16 protein-coding genes are annotated in these 17024 nt (G+C 39.6%); 2 read left to right on the top strand and 14 right to left on the bottom strand.

What is annotated here, in order from left to right:
* Positions 1-31 precede the first annotated feature (31 nt).
* The gene (locus tag PTI45_RS07995; protein ID WP_069327034.1) at positions 32-685 is read right to left on the bottom strand and encodes a 50S ribosomal protein L25; all 654 of its coding nucleotides are present in this window, start codon (positions 683-685) and stop codon (positions 32-34) included.
* 670 nt (positions 686-1355) lie between these two features.
* Between PTI45_RS07995 and PTI45_RS07990 the strand changes: the two genes are divergently transcribed.
* Positions 1356-1958: a transcriptional regulator gene (locus PTI45_RS07990; protein ID WP_069327033.1), complete on the top strand. Its 603-nt coding sequence runs from the start codon at positions 1356-1358 to the stop codon at positions 1956-1958.
* Between the two features lie 104 nt (positions 1959-2062).
* Here PTI45_RS07990 and PTI45_RS07985 read toward each other — a convergent pair whose 3' ends face one another.
* The 10 genes from PTI45_RS07985 to PTI45_RS07940 all read right to left on the bottom strand — a co-directional run bounded on the left by PTI45_RS07985 (position 2063) and on the right by PTI45_RS07940 (position 13358).
* Positions 2063-2668 (bottom strand): SMI1/KNR4 family protein, encoded by a 606-nt coding sequence (locus tag PTI45_RS07985; RefSeq protein ID WP_069327032.1) that lies wholly within the window; start codon positions 2666-2668, stop codon positions 2063-2065.
* Between the two features lie 70 nt (positions 2669-2738).
* The gene (locus tag PTI45_RS07980) at positions 2739-3821 is read right to left on the bottom strand and encodes a GntR family transcriptional regulator (RefSeq protein WP_069327031.1); all 1083 of its coding nucleotides are present in this window, start codon (positions 3819-3821) and stop codon (positions 2739-2741) included.
* Positions 3822-3881: 60 nt separating this feature from the next.
* A complete protein-coding gene (locus PTI45_RS07975; protein ID WP_069327030.1) occupies positions 3882-5045 on the bottom strand; it encodes a sn-glycerol-1-phosphate dehydrogenase in 1164 nt (387 codons plus the stop codon).
* Positions 5046-5272: 227 nt separating this feature from the next.
* A complete protein-coding gene (locus PTI45_RS07970; RefSeq protein ID WP_069327029.1) occupies positions 5273-6199 on the bottom strand; it encodes a prenyltransferase in 927 nt (308 codons plus the stop codon).
* A 213-nt stretch (positions 6200-6412) separates the two neighbouring features.
* Positions 6413-6871, bottom strand: coding sequence for a PTS sugar transporter subunit IIA (locus PTI45_RS07965; RefSeq protein ID WP_069327028.1), 459 nt, complete (start codon positions 6869-6871; stop codon positions 6413-6415).
* 121 nt (positions 6872-6992) lie between these two features.
* On the bottom strand, positions 6993-8375 hold the full coding sequence (locus tag PTI45_RS07960; protein ID WP_069327027.1) for a PTS fructose transporter subunit IIC: 1383 nt from the start codon (positions 8373-8375) through the stop codon (positions 6993-6995).
* 166 nt (positions 8376-8541) lie between these two features.
* A complete protein-coding gene (locus tag PTI45_RS07955; RefSeq protein ID WP_069327026.1) occupies positions 8542-9306 on the bottom strand; it encodes a DeoR/GlpR family DNA-binding transcription regulator in 765 nt (254 codons plus the stop codon).
* A 416-nt stretch (positions 9307-9722) separates the two neighbouring features.
* Positions 9723-11660 (bottom strand): PTS fructose transporter subunit IIABC, encoded by a 1938-nt coding sequence (locus PTI45_RS07950; protein ID WP_069327025.1) that lies wholly within the window; start codon positions 11658-11660, stop codon positions 9723-9725.
* A gap of 37 nt (positions 11661-11697) precedes the next feature.
* Positions 11698-12609 carry a 1-phosphofructokinase gene (pfkB, locus tag PTI45_RS07945; protein WP_069327024.1) on the bottom strand — a complete coding sequence of 304 codons (912 nt, stop codon included), beginning with the start codon at positions 12607-12609 and terminating at the stop codon, positions 11698-11700.
* A gap of 2 nt (positions 12610-12611) precedes the next feature.
* Positions 12612-13358, bottom strand: a complete 747-nt coding sequence (locus tag PTI45_RS07940; RefSeq protein WP_069327023.1) for a DeoR/GlpR family DNA-binding transcription regulator — start codon at positions 13356-13358, stop codon at positions 12612-12614.
* A gap of 174 nt (positions 13359-13532) precedes the next feature.
* Between PTI45_RS07940 and PTI45_RS07935 the strand changes: the two genes are divergently transcribed.
* Positions 13533-13751, top strand: a complete 219-nt coding sequence (locus PTI45_RS07935; protein WP_139129227.1) for a hypothetical protein — start codon at positions 13533-13535, stop codon at positions 13749-13751.
* Positions 13752-13864: 113 nt separating this feature from the next.
* Here the strand turns inward: PTI45_RS07935 and PTI45_RS07930 are convergent, their stop codons facing one another.
* Genes PTI45_RS07930 through PTI45_RS07920 form a run of 3 tightly spaced genes read right to left on the bottom strand, consistent with a single transcriptional unit; the run spans position 13865 to position 17023 of the window.
* Positions 13865-14821, bottom strand: coding sequence for a DUF1861 family protein (locus PTI45_RS07930; RefSeq protein WP_175425144.1), 957 nt, complete (start codon positions 14819-14821; stop codon positions 13865-13867).
* Between the two features lie 20 nt (positions 14822-14841).
* Positions 14842-15921: a mannose-1-phosphate guanylyltransferase gene (locus PTI45_RS07925; protein ID WP_069327021.1), complete on the bottom strand. Its 1080-nt coding sequence runs from the start codon at positions 15919-15921 to the stop codon at positions 14842-14844.
* Entirely contained in the window at positions 15914-17023 is a 1110-nt protein-coding gene (locus tag PTI45_RS07920) for a prenyltransferase/squalene oxidase repeat-containing protein (protein ID WP_069327020.1), read from the bottom strand. The genes PTI45_RS07925 and PTI45_RS07920 overlap by 8 nt, the downstream gene beginning before the upstream one ends.
* Position 17024: the final 1 nt, after the last annotated feature.

The raw sequence follows: 17024 nt of genomic DNA, 5'->3' as shown, positions 1-17024 counted from the left end.
TATTACAGATTCATACCGGGTATGAATACTATTATTCTTTGCCCACTTCTGGAACTTCTTCGCCTGCATCATTTGTAGCAGCATCAGTTGTTTCTGCTTCATCAGCAGTAGTAGGTTCAAGATCTTCTTCAGCTACACGAGGTACGATTACAGAAGCGATAATCTCTTCTTCATTCGATACCAATGTAACGCCAGATGGTAATTTAACATCGCTTGCGATGACTCTGTCGCCGATTTCCAATCCGGAAATATCAACTTCAAGGCTACTTGGCAAGTTTTTAGCCAAACCGCTCACTTCTAGTTCTGTTGCTTGGTGTTGCAATACCCCACCAGATTTAGTACCGATTGCTTCGCCGTGGAAGTCAATTGGCATTGTTACCTGAATTGGTTTAGTATCAGAAACCTGCATAAAGTCAGCATGCAAGATGCGACCATCTACACGTTGTACATCTTTAATCAATACTTGTACTTCTTTTCCGCCTTCAACAGCAAGTGAGAACATTTCTGCTCCACCGCGTTTAACGTGAGCTAGCAATTGTTTGGAATCTACATGTACAGGTACGCTGCCCAAATCTGGACCATATACTACACCTGGAACGCGTCCGTTTAGACGAAGTTCACGCATTTCAGAACGTTTTGAACTTTCTCTTTTTGTTGCTGTAAGTTTTTCGTGATTTGTACTCATAAGTATTGGCCTCCTAATAATATAAAACGATTATGTGGTAGTTTTAGATGTTGCAACCGATTTGGTCAAGCAATCGGCTATCGTCTTATTTAATACCCCATTAAACAACAAATGTATCAGAAATGAATTTATTTTTTTATAAAAGAACCAAAATACTTGCACACAATTGATTAGAAACCCAGACGTACCAAGTCATACGCTCTATTTTTATTTTTTTATAAAATTAATCATTTAGCTCTTAAATAATATGGATATATGAAACTATAAAAGGATAAATATAGATATAAGTGTATTTTATGGTTCTATTTTAAAATCTCTCTGCGGATAACAACGCATACTAATTTGATAAAATATTCGATAGCTTTATCCTGTTTATTTTTCTATTCATTTGTTGATGTAAAGAGAGTATGTTTTATTGATTTTGAGGTGAGAACGTTTGAAGTATATAAAGAAGGATTAAAGAACATATAGATCAACTTTTAGATACTGCTATGATCTATATTACTGATTTGCATATGTTATTATGCTTATAATCATTCTTATTTGATAAATATTCTTAATTGGTTAAAAATAGTGTCCATGTCAGCTTGAAACGAGCGTCTGTGTGTTGTAGGATGTTGAAAGGACACTAAACCTAATATCACGAAAAAATAGATTAATCGGAGGAAATATGCCTAATCAACCAGAACGACACTTTATAGAGGCGTGGTCTCTGATCAACCGTAAGTATCTCGGCAAAGGAGTTCGAGTAAAGCGATTCCGCAGACCGACACGTTGTCAAATTCGCAATCGTGTATTGCTTGCTGTACTCATGGTCAACGATATCAAACTATCTGAACTTGCAGAACGGTTATCGGTTTCATCACGAAGCGTTAGTGCTTGGGTCTATGAAGGCCGCCTCCCTGGCAAAGCTAATCTTGAAAAAGTATGCCGGGAATTAGGATATCCGCATCACATTTTGTTTAACCAACAGGTGATTAATAATAGCCCTGTGATTTGCCAGCAAGAACCTTCTCGCTTTATGAAAAGAACGATTACTCGTTCACCGGTACGCAATCACATTTTGACAGGTTTATGTATGGTTCATGATTTATCTGTAACCGATGTCAGTCATTGGATTGGTGTTCATCCAGGTACATTCCGCAAGTGGTTACATCAAGCAACTTTGCCTTCTCCTGCATTTCAAGAAAAAACAGAGCAATTTTTCCGTATTCCCAAATCTGTCTTATTCGCTGACTGTGTATTGGGCGAAGACGAAAAATCTCAAGCGTAATCTAGCATCTTCACATTGAATGTATAGGTACAACCAAATAAGCAGTACAAAAACTCCGCTTTCCCACTGAATCTAGTGAGAAGCGGAGTTTTTTTATATGCATATCATCCATAAAAGTAATCATAGAAATGCGCGAATAATTCCACTCCCAAAATAGGCTCAAGCGCAACCTTTAACTGAGCATCAAATTCAGGTAAAACCACACTATCATCATCGGTAATTTCAAAAACATCAAATGATCCATAGACCACTTCAATCCATGCCGTCATAGCGGTAAAAAAATCAGCTAGATTTGATGCTATTAAAAAAGGGTTCCCTGCGTCATAGCCTGCATATACAGGTGTGCCTTCTTGATGAGTGTCTACCAGAATAGGCTTACCTTTACCCAGATCATCTGCAATAATTACCCAATGAGATGGCCATGTATCGCTTGCTTCAAATGGCTCAGACATGCCTACCCAGCGATAACCGATCAATGCTTGTTGCAATTGATCAATCGACCAAAAAATGATCGGAGCAAAACCTGTTTCAATCAGGATATCATTCGGTTGATAACGACTCAGATAATAATCCAATTCAGCAGAACTTGGAATGTTGTCTGGCCACTGTTGCTGTAATGTGTCCGGTTGTATCGGAGTAAAGTGACCCTGAAGCTCAAAGGTACGATGAGTTTCTACAAATGTAGATAATGCTTGTTCTAATGTCTTCATAAGTACACTCCTTATTACAAAATAGCTTAAAGAGATAACCGTTCTTCCTTGTTGATCTCTATATAAATGATTATGCTGGAGATGATGTCGATTCTCGAATAATCAGTTCAGGGGTATGTATCTTCTCACCCAGACCACGTTGTTCTCCATCTAACATCTGCAAAATCATTTCTGCTGCTGCTGTGCCTAATGCATGCTTAGGATGACTAAGTGTAGTTAACTTCACTTCTGTTGCAGTCGCTAAAAAAGAATCGTCAAATCCGACTAACGAAAGGTCATTCGGTACAGACAATCCTGCTTCACGTACCACTTGAAGCAAATTCACAGCTAACTCATCATTATATAGAACCCAGCCTGTTGCACGTTCTTGAGCAGATTGTTCGATCAACTGCTTCGCTTGTGCAATCGGTGCAGTACTTTTATCATCTGTATTATACGTGAAGATCAGTGATGGCTGTAGCGGAATACTGTACTTGCGATGAGCAGCTACGAACCCTTTCATTCTGCGCACACCTTGCATATCATCTGTTTTGAAAAAACCGGCTATGCGCCGATGCCCTAACTCAATTAAATGCTGAGCTGCCAAAAACCCTCCACGCTCATCATCCATTCGTAGACAAGCCGAATCCATTTCTTCATAACTCGCATTGATCATTAGATAAGGAATAGACCGATTTTCAATCGTCAGAAAATAATTCAGATTCGCACTACGTTCTCCACTACGAGTAGGCTCTACAATCAAAGCCGCTGGAGACTGATTGAGCATCATTTCTAGACACTCCCGCTCTTTGGTGGGATCGTTCTCTGTACTTGCTAGTAACAGCCGGTAGCCCTCGCTACGCAGTCTTGTTTCGATGCCTTGCACAATTTGTGGGAAAATATAATCAGAGATATAGGTTGTGATGACACCGACAGTTTTGTTATCATCGACCGATTTGACAGCAGGATCAGCAACAAATGTTCCTTTACCTTGCATCCGGTTTAACCAGCCTTCTCGCACCAGCTCTCCTAATGCTTGACGAACAGTCTGTCGGCTTACACTGAATTGATCAGCGATCTCATGTTCTGAAGGCAGTCGGCTACCCGGTAATAATTTGGATGAATGTATCCATGATAATATTTCATCTCGAACTTGTCTGTATTTTGCGGCCATAATTCCTCCGAACGATTGATAAAGATATATGATATGTTATTTTACCATAAACATAGTCTATTAGATCAATTGATGTTCATTCATATATTTCAGTCCTGTATAACGGTTACGTAGCGTATGCGCTGAATGTAAAGCAAGCTCTAACCATTCAGCTGGCATTTCTAATTGCTCATATTCGCTCGGTCCACCTGCGGCAGATAACCATTGTTTCATTTGTGCACTGGTCGGAATATGTTTGTAAGCGGCAAATGCTTTAACTTCAGGATGAGTAACTGATAATTGACGATAATGATCAGCTAAAAGTGCTGAAGCCACACCTACTTTGGCTCCATGTAAAATTTGTCGGTGTCCACCTTTGATCAGTTCCATTTCCCAGCGATGAGAAATATGATGTTCTCCACCTGAAGCAGAGCGAGAATGATCAGCAATCAACATCGCTATTCCTGAAGCAAGTAACGAATGCATCACGGTATAGATGCCTTCTGCACTACCTGAAGCAATCAAGTCTACTTTTTCAATACATTGATTAAGTGCTTCTTCTGTGATGTCATAGACCAATTGGTTATAAGGTTCATTACCGAGATCACGAGATACTTTCCAATCGGCAAGTGAAGTACATTTGCCTAGCATATCCCCAAATCCTGCGGCAGTTAAAGTCTGTGGCGCATTCATTAAGACATTGATATCGGCAAAAATAGCTTGTGGAGCTTTGGCTTGAAACGTTTCTTTGGTTCCATTAACGATTAACGGTGCTCCCGCAGAAGTGAATCCGTCGACCGACGCAGCGGTAGGTACAGAAAGAAACGGTTTATCCATTTTATAACTAACGATCCGCACTACATCATGAATCGTTCCTGAACCGACTGCAATAATAGCATCTATCTCAGGGGTTACAGCTAGCAACAATTGTACGATCGTCGCTTCATCTGCAATCACATCACCCACTTTATTTTCACGTAGTTCTAATTCTGTAATACCTACCTCTATACTTTGTAGCAAATCTATAATCTGTCGTCCTACTGCTTCATACGTATTCGTATCATAGACAACCATTACTTGTTGATATCTTTCGGTCTGCACATATGCAGGAAGTTTGCGAACGGCACCTGCTTCAAGTTCGATATGAATACCGATTGTTTTGAAATGTTGACCTCCTGCATCCAAAGCGGATTGTTGATTCCAAAGCGTAATTTGTTCATTGATAGATGTTGTTGGTTGCTTCATGTTGTCATCTCCTTCTTTATAATAAAGATACCGCTTACAAAAGTAATGAACTTGTACATATAAATAATTAAATTATGCTCCATAATGTCCTACTTGTACATACATTTTAGAAAATTTTTATATTACTGTCTATGTTTGAGTAGCTATTTTCGGTATTTAAACAAAAAAAGACATTGGTTTAGAATGTCTTTTTTTGCGGTTTAACTTTTTCAATGGCTATACGATTATTAGATGATCCATATCCATCGACCGACCAACAATACCAGAATCATCACGGTTCCACATTGAAGCGAAGTTCGTAAAGATAACCATAGTAATTGCTGATGCGTCTGTAAATTACGTTTGTTTTTCATATGCTGGTACATACGGCACAATGGAATAGCTGTCAGTAAAGCAAGAATACCGTAGATCGGCAATCCGCCTACAAGCACACAGATCAAAATGCTGAACAGTGCAAGACACAACAAAACAATCGAAAAACGAAAAGATTTGCGTTCTCCCCATACAACTACCAGTGTACGCTTACCAACTTTTTTATCTGTTTTCCAATGTAAAAAATGGTGATTAAAAAAGGTTAATGTCGTTAGTAATCCCATCGGTAGTGACAAAAAGAATAATCGGATATCAAAATGACCGGTCTGCACATAATAAGCACCCATGACTGGAAAAACGCCAAAACATAATACATGTGCAAGTTCACTACTGCCTTTACCAATATATCCGTATTTGACCGGTGGAACGACATAAAATAAAGCCAATAATCCACCTATGCCACCCAGTAATAAAACGCCCCATCCGCTTAAAAAGTATAATGTTACCGCACAGATAATCGTAATTGCCAGCATACTCCATGTCACCCGGGCAAATGTTTGTTCACTCCATTTCCCAGTAGTCAGATACCCTGAATCGGTTGAAATCGATTCATCCGATTGATAAGCAGCTACATCGACACCACTACGATAATCCCATAGATCATTAATCATCATCGAAAAAATATGTATGGCACTGGAGCCAATCAACGTTAATAGAAAAATGATCACACTAAACTGGTCATTCCAGATCCATGCTGCCAAAGCTCCTTGTACCACACAAATGATCATCAAAGGCACAAAATGCAATCGCGAAGCTTGAGTAAACTCTATCCATTTGCTCATTATGTTCCACCTTTATTTTATAGTTGGTTCTATACGTATCTATTTTTGTAAGATACTGTTCATTAACCGTCTCCATGACTTTCAAACGCCTAGCTATGATGTATCCTTATCACTTCGTCGATCATGAATCATCAAAAAGGACAACAAAAAAAGCGTATCACCTGATCAAAAGGTAATACGCTCTTATTTACATATAACTATATCTAATTTATATTATCCAATCGTACGCGTTAAAATATCAATCACTTCTTGTTTGCTTTGAGCATTGATCAATTCAGCACGAAATTCTTCATGAATTAATTTGCGAGAAAGAGCCACTAAAATCTGCAAATGTTCATTTCCAGCATTCTCTTCAGGTACACCAATCATAAATGCAATTTGAGCAGGTTGATCATCTAAAGATTCCCAATCAATCGGCTCTGCAAATCGTGAAAAGGCTAAAGCTGCTTTGGCTACACCTGCTGATTTACCATGAGGAATCGCTACACCAAAACCAATTCCTGTTGAACTTTGTTGTTCACGTGCCATCACAGCATCTACATAAGCTGCTTCGTTGGTCACTGCACCAGAAGCTTTCATACCGGCTGCCATTTGTTGAATCGCTTCTTCACGTGTAGTTGCTGTAGAAGGTAAAAAAATACTTTCTGTGCTTAATAGTTCGCTGATATTCATGGCTAGTGTCACTCCTTCTCATCATCTTCATCTAATTATTATTTGTGAACCCACTAAGCAGAAATATGGACAGCGACCGGAAAGAGGGTCTTTCCGATCGCTTGTAATGAATTATAATTACTTATAACTTAGCAGGTGCTTTGCGTTTAAGCAACAAGACCATCAATGCTGTAACGACTGTACCGATCACAATAGATAATACATATTGTGGTAAATGATCAATTGCATTCGGGATAAAGAGAACGAATACACCACCATGAGGAGCATGTAGTCCGCCACCAAAGTACATGGACAATGCACCAGCAACTGCTGAACCTACCATAAAGGAAGGAATAACACGAATCGGATCGGCTGCACCAAACGGAATCGCTCCTTCGGTAATAAACGATAATCCGAGAACCGAAGCAACTTTACCTGCTTCACGTTCTTCTTTCGTAAAGCGATTTTTAGCTATAACGGTTGCTAACCAGATACCTAGTGGTGGAGTCATCCCTGCTGCCATAACAGCAGCCATTGGTGTATACAGTGAAGCACCTAGCAGTCCTACTGCAAACGTATACGCTGTTTTGTTGAAAGGGCCACCCATATCAAGTGCCATCATTGCGCCAAGAATAGCACCTAGCATAATTGCATTTCCTGCACCCATATTCGTTAACCAAGCTGTCAAACCAGTCAACAACCATTCAATCGGCTGACCGATAACGTAGACCATCAATAGACCAATAGCAAGAACAGACAAGACTGGAACGATTAAAATCGGTTTAAGACCTTCAAAGTTTTTAGGCATTTTGATCGTTTTGATCAAGTAATGTGCAATATAACCAGCTACAAAACCTGCGATAATACCGCCGATAAATCCAGCGCCCATATCTTTAGCAAGTACACCACCAACTAAACCAGGTGCAAGTCCGGGTTTACCTGCGATAGAGAACGAAATGAATCCAGATAAGACGATAACCATAAGTCCCATTGAAGCGCCACCAATTGTGGACAAAGCAGCTCCGAATGAACCTTCGACTTGATCGACTCCACCTTTAGTGAAAGCGAATAAGAATGAGAATGCGATAATTAGACCACCCGCAATAACAAGCGGCAACATATTGGATACACCATTCATCAAGTGTTTATAGAACATATTAGGCTTGCGACCTTCATTTTCTTCAGGTCTAGATGTTGGTGAAGCCCCAAGACCACTAGAAGCTTCTTTGGCAAGTGCACGATCAATCAATTCCCCTGGCACTTTAATCCCCTGTGCAACCGCAACACGGATAACTGGCTTTCCTGCAAAACGATCTTCATCTACATCGGTATCAGCAGCGATAATAATAGCATGTGCTTCAGCAATTTCTTGAGCGGTTAGACCATTTTCAACTCCGACTGCACCACGCGTTTCGACTTTAATCGGTACACCTTTTTGATCCGCAGCTTTTTGCAATGACTCAGCAGCCATATACGTGTGAGCAATACCGGTTGGACAAGCGGTAACAGCCAATAATTTTTTCATGGTAATATCCCCTTATAATGAGTAATGGTCTAACCTGAACCAAGCTTAAACTGAAGCGTTCACAATAATTCTTTAGTATATTATTGCTGTTTTGCACTGCTGATGATATTGGAATAAAACGCTTACAAATATGCTCTATGATAAAGCTTTGAATAGAAGAATGTAGTTATGCGATCGTTACTCCTATACCAAGCTTTCTCAACTGATGAATAATATAAGGCGGTACTTCTGAATCCATAATACAATGATCAATTTCGGATACGTCTGCAAATTTAGCATAAGCGATATTACCGATTTTGCTATGATCTGCGAGTAAAATGACTTGCTTGGCAATTTCAATCATTTTGCGCTTAATAGCAGCTTCTGTGAGATTAGGGGTAGTAACACCTTCTTTGAGATCAAGACCATTCGTTGCAATAAAAGCTTTGTCTACGCGCACCATATCCAGTGAACGCTCTGCAATCGGGCCAACAAAGGCTAAAGTATCTGGCCTCAGCAATCCGCCAATAATAGATAACTCAATATTCCGACAATCTCGAAGCTCACTGAGAACTATGACAGAGTTCGTAATGACTCGAATCCCCGACATATTCTTAAGCTCTCTAGCTAGTGGAAGAGTGGTTGTTCCTGAATCAAGCAAGATGGTATCTCCTGAATGAATCATCTCTACTGCTCGCTTCGCTATACGCTCTTTCTCTTCTCGAAAAGAATCTTCTTTGTCGACCATGTTTGGTTCAAAATTCACACTTTGAAGTGATACTGCTCCCCCGTGTGTTCTTTTCAAACGCTTTGCATCTTCTAACTCTTTGAGATCCCGACGAACTGTTGAATCGGATACACCAAAAGCTTCCCCTAGTTCTTGAACAGATGCCCTGTGATTCTCTTGTAAATACTGAACCATTTTATGCTTTCGTTCTTCTTCAAAAAGCATGGGTCAACCCACCTGTCTACATATGTTAGCTAATATTGTGTTCATCACACTCTCATGATCGAGAATGATCGTTTACTGATTTTTTTCGACAATTTTCGTGATCGTTTGTGATTACTATTGATTGATTTTGATTATAACAGCGTTTTCATAGACTGTAAATAGATTTTTATAATTCTTTTGAACTAATTCATTTTCTAGGAGTTATAGATTATATATCGTCAGTAACTTGCCTAATATTTACATATATTTGCACGATTTCGCTCATTTTTTTTAATTTATAGTGTGAAATGATCACATAATACAAAATACGACATTATACTGCATCATTTTGACAACAAAAAAAACCTTTATCAAAAGAACAGAGGCTATATGTAATCAGCTTAATCTTTTGATAAAGGTTTTGAAGGGTTAAACTATTATTTAGCTACAAGTACTTTTTTCCATACACCTAGAATTAATCCTGAAATAACAGCACCAATCGCAACAGCTAACAAGAACAATAAAGCATGATTTGCTAATGCCGCTACGAAAATACCACCATGAGGTGCAGGGATATTAATACCCCAAAATTGTGTTAATCCGCCTGCAACCGCAGAACCGATAATACAAGATGTTAAAATACGTAATGGATCAGCTGCTGCAAAAGGAATCGCACCTTCGGTTATAAAGGACAATCCAAGCACGTAGTTAGTCAGACCTGACTTACGCTCTTGCTCTGTAAATTTGTTTTTGAAGAATGTAGTCGCCAAAGCGATAGCTAACGGAGGAACCATACCACCCGCCATAACAGCCGCCATCATTGTACCATTTACATTACCACTCGATGTGAATACACCGATCGCAAACGCATAAGCAGCCTTGTTAAATGGGCCACCCATATCGATCGACATCATTCCACCTAAGATCAGACCCAGAATAACAGCATTTCCAGTTCCTAAATTATTCAATACGTTAACCAACCAAGTGTTAATCCCACCAAAGATTGGATCGAAGATATAATACGAAATCGTACCGGTAATCAGCAAACCAAGTACAGGATATAACAAAATCGGTTTAAGACCATCTAACGTTTTTGGTAATCCAGCCAGTAACTTACGTAGACCGAGAATTACATAACCTGCTAAGAAACCAGCTGCTAGACCGCCAAGGAAACCAGCATTAGAGTTCGCCGCCATCAGACCCCCGACCATACCTGGCATTAATGCCGGACGATCACCGATACTCATTGCGATAAAACCAGCTAGAATTGGAATCAGGAAGAAGAATGCTCCTTCGCCGCCGCCAATCGTTTGTAACAGTTTAAAGATTTGGCTATTCTCGCCTGCTGTCTGCTCGATTAAGAACGAGATCGCAAGTAAAATACCACCACCGACAACGAATGGCAACATGTGAGAAATACCATTCATTAAGTCTTTATATATTTTGCTACCAATTTTAGTTTTTTCATTTGAAGAAGAAGTTTCAGAAGACGATTTGCCCCCTGCACTATGATAAATAGGAGCGTCTCCATTCATCGCTTTACGAATCAACTCTTCCGATTTACGGATACCATCACTAACCGGTCTTTGCAAAACAGGCTTACCATCAAAACGAGCCATTTCTACATTTTTGTCCGCAGCTACGATAACTCCACTTGCACGGCGAATCTCATCATCGGTTAGGACGGTTTGGGCACCTTCAGAACCGTTTGTTTCTACTCTGATCTCTACGCCCATTTCTTGCGCTTTTTTGATCAGTGCATCTTCCGCCATAAACGTATGAGCAATTCCTGTAGGACAAGCAGTAACAGCAACTACAAATGGTTTGTTGTCTTTGCCTTCAAGGGTAGCTTCTGCTTGTTGTTTGGCTTGTTCTCTTGCTGCTTTAGCTTCCGCTTTTGCTTTTTCAGCAGCTTCTTTTTCTGCTTGTTGAGTATCAAATAAAGCCGATACTTCATCAGGATTAGTCGTATTCATCAATTTTTCGATGAAATCGCTATCAATCAGTAGCTTAGAGAGTGCTGCCAGTGTACGCAAATGAGTATTAGCTGCTCCTTCTGGTGCTGCAATCATAAAGAACAAATGAGCAGGTTCTCCATCAAGAGACTCGTAATCTACACCTCTTGTACTTTTTGCAAACACGACAGTAGGCTCGTTCACTGCTGTTGTTTTGGCATGAGGCATTGCAATACCGCCACCAATACCTGTACTCGATTCGCCTTCACGCTTCAAAATCATTTCTTTGAACAGCACTTGGTCATTGATTCTTCCACTGGCTGCAAGGCTTGCGATCAATTCATCAATCGCGCCTTCTTTGGTTGTTGCTCGTAAGTCCATGATCATCGTTTCTTTGATCATTAGATCTGTAATTCTCATTGGGTTACACTCCTTTGTTGGATTCAATCAACAGATTCTATAATTTAACAATAGTAACTTGTGGACGTAACTCTTCAATTTTTTCACGTGTTGCTAGATCATCTGAAAAGGCAGTCGCACTACCTGAAGCAACACCTGTACGGAAAGCTTCTATTGGATCGTGAGTAGATACCAATGTACCGGTAAATCCAGCAATCATTGAATCGCCTGCACCTACAGAATTTTTCACTGTACCTTTAGGCACATTCGCATGATACACTTCCTCCGGTGTGATCAATAAAGCTCCATCGCCTGCCATCGAAATCAGTACATGTTGCGCACCAAGTTCAAGCAATTTACGACCATACGTAATAATATCTTCACGACTCGCAATCACAACACTGAACAGTTCTGCTAATTCATGATGATTAGGCTTCACTAATAGTGGACGATCTGCAAGCGCTTTGAGTAGTGCTGGCCCTGTTGTATCGATCACAAATTCTGCACCTGTCTGCTTACATACTTCAATTAAGCGATCGTAGAAATGAGCTCCTAATGAAGGTGGTACACTTCCGGAAAGAACAACAACATCTTCTTTGCTCAATTGAGACAATTTGGCAACCAGCGCATCTGCTTCTTCTGTACTGATATTCGGCCCTTGCCCATTGATCTCTGTTTCTTCTCCATGTTTCAGCTTTACATTAATTCGTGTATCATCTGCCACATGGACAAAATCAGTCGAAATGTGTTCAGCATGAAGTTTATCTTCTATATATTGACCGGAAAATCCACCGACAAAACCAAGGGCTGTATTCGGCGCATCTAAACGATTCAAAATACGAGATACGTTGATTCCTTTTCCACCGGGAAGTTTCAAATCCCGTGTCATTCGGTTCAAGTCACCTAGCTTCAGTTCGTCCACTTCCACGATATAATCTATGGAAGGATTAAGCGTTATTGTATATATCATGGTTATCCCTCGATTATTTTAGTTTTTTGGGCAATCGAACGTTGCCATTGTTCTGGCATAGCTTCGGTGATTAATACAGCTTCATTTAGATTAAATAATTTGGCAAACGTAATCTCACCGATCTTACTCGAATCTGCTAGTATATACGTCTGACTGGATAATTCATGTGCACGTCTTTTAATTAAAGCTTCTTCAGGATCTGGCGTTGTATATCCCATCTCTGCATCTATGCCGTTTGCTCCGAGAAAACATTTATCAAAGCGGAAGTTGTCCATATTCTGGAGCGCTATACTTCCAATAACGGCTTTGGTATGCATTTTCATCATACCTCCCAACAAATAACTTCGAATCTGTTGCTGAACAAGAGCTTCAACATGAGACAATCCGTTGGTCACCACTGTAATGTCTTTTGCTTCAATATAAGGAATCATGGCAAGCGTCGTTGTTCCTGCATCGAGATAGATACATTCACCATCCAAAAGCTCTTGTGCTGCTAATTTGGCAATAATATCTTTTTGTTGAACGTTTGTGAATGTTTTTTCATCCATACCAGGTTCCTGGCTTTTTTGATGAACTAGGGCTGCTCCCCCATGTATACGCTTTAGCAGTTGGCGACTTTCAAGATCGATCAAATCACGACGAATGGTTGATTCCGAAGCACCTAAAATATCAACTAATTCTTGCAATTTAACAATGCCTCGTTCCTGTAAGCGCTGTAGAATTAAATGGTAGCGTTCTTCTGTCAGCATGATCATTCCTCCAACTCCAACTATCGTATCACAAACCTAACAAAAAACAATCACTTTCATTCAAAATAATCCACAAAAATTCAAATCATGATTGTTTTCGTTCACATTTTGATAAATATTTGGAGGGATTTGGATTCTTTTATAAGATTCACTATTATTTTCATCGGTCAACACATGATTTTTGTAAAGTGCTCTATTAGGCAGTTCATTTTATACTCTATCTCTTATCATGAGCGTTTCTATACAAATCAATTCTGGGCTTTTTATAATATTGAAAAGTTATGTCATTTGGAGCAATTGCCGTTTACCGGCTTTCAGTTTATTGGATTGCCGATCAAAATTGAGAAAGCGAGTGCAGGGTGGATTCGTGCGATAGCGATCGTACCCGATTGAACTATAGCTCAAAGCAAAACAAGGCTATCTCACAATCTATAATCTGATTGTAAGATAGCCTTGTTTATATACATTCTATATTGATTAGCGAATCATAGTCATTCTACTTCACACTAATGTTTGGTCAAAATAATCTGCTCATACTCTACAAACGGATCAGGGATATCAATACAATAAGATTCGACATCGCTTGCCCCTACATACAATATGGCACGATCATTCGCTTCACGTGTTAATCCACCACTAAAAATAACATCGACTAAATCTGGACGCTTGGTAGGGCCTTCTGGAAAATCATTTCGAACAGCAATAATTTTCAGTTCAGACTTCTCCCGTGTCCATGGATTGAGTACAAAAGACATCGCATGATAATGTAGTATCTTATGTTCATCTCGATAAGCAATATGACCGAGTATGCCTAATAGTCCATTATTTAGCAAATGAATTTCGTTTGCTCCGCCCCATTCATTTTTATCGAATTGATCTTTAAATACAGGCGCACTAATAATATTAGATTCAGATAGATTTTGAAAAGATTCAAAAATACCAAATCCTATCAAAGCGATTGCCCCTTCTACACCAAATGGTCGAGAAAATACAGCAATATTGCCATCAGCCATTTCATTTAAGCGAATATCTTTCATATTCCAGGGGCCTGTCACTGCATATTCAAAATCATGGATCGTTTTGCCACGATACAGTAAAGTACGCCAGCCAATAATCTTATGGTCCGGTTCTTGGTTCCGATAAATTTCCACGCCACCAAAGATCAATTCATCGTCTAGCTTCGTAATAAACGGATCTTGTAATTGAAAAGGCGTGAGATCTTCTTTCGGTTCCCATACCTCTCCATTACGTACAAAAAAGATCACTTCAGAGTCTTCGGAATCTCTTGCTTCTACACGTCCAGCAATATACAGTTCTCCATCATTCCAGAAAGGAGCTGTAATATTATAGACATCCAGACCATCTACTCCTGTAAAATGAAGCTTGGTTCCTTTTTGCTCGGCAGGCGTATACTCTGACAGTAATTCCCGGCACGTTTTGATATCCCAATCTAATTTCATCATGAGGTAAGAGTCAACCTTTCTCAGGTATATTCCTGAAGTCCTTTTTCTTTCAACATGATCACCATATCTTTGATATCCTGCGCACGGTCTTTGGCACAGATTAGTAAGGCATCTTCTGTGTCTGCAATAATCAAATGATCCAGACCTATCGTAGTAATTAATCGCTTTTCTCCATAAATAATAGAGTTACGTGTATCAATGCCTACATAATTGGCTTTCACAATATTGCCTTCATCGTCTGGTGGGAAAATAGCACCTAAAGCATCCCAGCTTCCAATATCATTCCATCCAAAATCACCTTCAAGCACAACCACTTCATCACAACGTTCTAAAATACCATAATCAATCGAGATATTTTGCAATAACGGATAAATCTGATTGATCATTTCTTCTTCTTGATCGGTACCTAGATAAGCAATCAAAGGTAGCATTGTTTTGTACAATCGAGGTAGGAAACGCTTGAAGTTATCAATGATTGTAGATGTTTTCCAGATAAACATACCACTATTCCATAAATAATGCCCTGTTTCTAGATAAGATTTGGCTTTGACAAAGGTAGGTTTTTCTACAAATTCAGCAACTTCGTATACAGGACAAGGAGTATTCATCAACGGTTCGCTTTTACACGAAATATAACCATAGCCTGTTGCTGCAAATGTAGGCTTGATGCCTATCGTTACAATTTTGTCTGTTTCGATAGCAATTTGACACGCTTCTTCTAACTTGGTGCGGAATTTCTCTTCTTGTGTAATATGATGATCAGAAGGGAACACAATCATTAAAGATTCGCCATGATTTTTTTCGATATATAGAGCAGCTAGCAGAATACTTGCAGCCGTATTTTTGGAAACAGGTTCTACGAGGATATTGGAAGCTTGTACACTGGTATGCATAATACTTTCAAGTAAAGTCGCTTGAGAGCGATGGGTCACAATAATGGTATTTTCCATAGGTATGACTCCATCAAAGCGTTGAATCGTATCATTTAGCATAATATCGTTACCGCTAATATTTAATAATTGCTTGGGGAGATCTTGCCGGGAAAGAGGCCAGAACCTCGTTCCTCCTCCACCTGCAAGAATAGTCGCAAATCTATTCATTGCCCATCACCGCATGAGCCATGCAGTAAGAGACAATATTCTCTGACCCTTGATTGAGATTTAAGCCTACTGCATGAATACCATCATAACAACCGCCTGTTTGACGATCAATCAACGATTCATTACGTGAATTTCTACCGTGGAACCATTGATAGCATAACAAAGCTTGATCATGATACTTTTGTACACCAAGTATTTTGTAAGCTTCATAACAAGCCATTAACATCTCAGAAGCTTCGATCGGTTGCTCATCATAAGGTGCAGCAGGCTTACCACGCTGTAACCAACCATGACTACCTATCGGCTTGAAATAACCTTCAGAAACAAATGTTAACTCCGCTAAAAAATCTAAGCTTTCCTGGGCTGTTTTTTGAAAAGCAGCTGTATTGGAATGTTGAGACGCTTTGAACAAAGCCCACGGTAACATTGCATTACCATAAGTCACTTTGTCTTCAAACCAGTGCCAATCTGCGCTAGCATGACCTTGATACAGATTGTGCAGACGAATCCCCATATTCTGAATCAAAGATTCGATTCGTGTGCGTGGTAAGAATGAAGCGCCTGATTTCTCACCTGTAGCAAATGGGAATGTATACGTTAACGCACCTGGAGTATCAAGCATAGTTGTTAATCCAATCAAAGCATACCCAATCGCTCTTGGAGCACGAATCTTCTCCAAAAATGGAAGTGCACGGTTAATCATAAATTTACATGTGTTTTGCAAATTATCTGGAATCGAAGGCTCTGCAATAGTGACACCTAATGCCCACAGACATCTACCCTGACAATCTTCAGAACCTGTTTTTTCTATAAATGTACGGTTATAATCCATAAAGTTACGGAAGCTACCATTTTCATTTTGAGCATGGTAGATAAATGCTAGATACGTATGCACAAGATCAAGGGAAGCCTGATCTTGTTTGGTTTTATAAAGTAATACCGCTGCGATGAGCGCTCTTGCATTATCATCAGAAGTGTAGCCTTTCGAACGGTCAGGAATACCAAATTTGGTGTGTTGAAAAATCCCTGTATCATCGGTTAAGCGTCGTAAGTAATCTGCAGATAAGGTAGATGTTGGCGTTGAATCGATGACGTTTTCCATT

Source organism: Paenibacillus nuruki (assembly GCF_001721045.1).
Lineage (GTDB): Bacteria > Bacillota > Bacilli > Paenibacillales > Paenibacillaceae > Saccharibacillus > Saccharibacillus nuruki.
This window is presented reverse-complemented; position numbering and strand designations above follow the sequence as displayed.

Excerpts from the sequence above, each read along its gene's own strand:
- PTI45_RS07950 (WP_069327025.1), bottom strand. The coding sequence starts at position 11,660 with ATGAGAATTACAGATCTAATGATCAAAGAAACGATGATCATGGACTTA.
- PTI45_RS07925 (WP_069327021.1), bottom strand. The coding sequence starts at position 15,921 with ATGAATAGATTTGCGACTATTCTTGCAGGTGGAGGAGGAACGAGGTTC.
- PTI45_RS07960 (WP_069327027.1), bottom strand. The coding sequence starts at position 8,375 with ATGAAAAAATTATTGGCTGTTACCGCTTGTCCAACCGGTATTGCTCAC.
- PTI45_RS07955 (WP_069327026.1), bottom strand. The coding sequence starts at position 9,306 with ATGCTTTTTGAAGAAGAACGAAAGCATAAAATGGTTCAGTATTTACAA.
- PTI45_RS07970 (WP_069327029.1), bottom strand. The coding sequence starts at position 6,199 with ATGAGCAAATGGATAGAGTTTACTCAAGCTTCGCGATTGCATTTTGTG.
- PTI45_RS07930 (WP_175425144.1), bottom strand. The coding sequence starts at position 14,821 with ATGATGAAATTAGATTGGGATATCAAAACGTGCCGGGAATTACTGTCA.
- PTI45_RS07940 (WP_069327023.1), bottom strand. The coding sequence starts at position 13,358 with ATGCTGACAGAAGAACGCTACCATTTAATTCTACAGCGCTTACAGGAA.
- PTI45_RS07990 (WP_069327033.1), top strand. The coding sequence starts at position 1,356 with ATGCCTAATCAACCAGAACGACACTTTATAGAGGCGTGGTCTCTGATC.
- PTI45_RS07995 (WP_069327034.1), bottom strand. The coding sequence starts at position 685 with ATGAGTACAAATCACGAAAAACTTACAGCAACAAAAAGAGAAAGTTCA.
- PTI45_RS07980 (WP_069327031.1), bottom strand. The coding sequence starts at position 3,821 with ATGGCCGCAAAATACAGACAAGTTCGAGATGAAATATTATCATGGATA.
- pfkB (WP_069327024.1), bottom strand. The coding sequence starts at position 12,609 with ATGATATATACAATAACGCTTAATCCTTCCATAGATTATATCGTGGAA.
- PTI45_RS07965 (WP_069327028.1), bottom strand. The coding sequence starts at position 6,871 with ATGAATATCAGCGAACTATTAAGCACAGAAAGTATTTTTTTACCTTCT.
- PTI45_RS07985 (WP_069327032.1), bottom strand. The coding sequence starts at position 2,668 with ATGAAGACATTAGAACAAGCATTATCTACATTTGTAGAAACTCATCGT.
- PTI45_RS07935 (WP_139129227.1), top strand. The coding sequence starts at position 13,533 with ATGATTTTTGTAAAGTGCTCTATTAGGCAGTTCATTTTATACTCTATC.
- PTI45_RS07975 (WP_069327030.1), bottom strand. The coding sequence starts at position 5,045 with ATGAAGCAACCAACAACATCTATCAATGAACAAATTACGCTTTGGAAT.
- PTI45_RS07920 (WP_069327020.1), bottom strand. The coding sequence starts at position 17,023 with ATGGAAAACGTCATCGATTCAACGCCAACATCTACCTTATCTGCAGAT.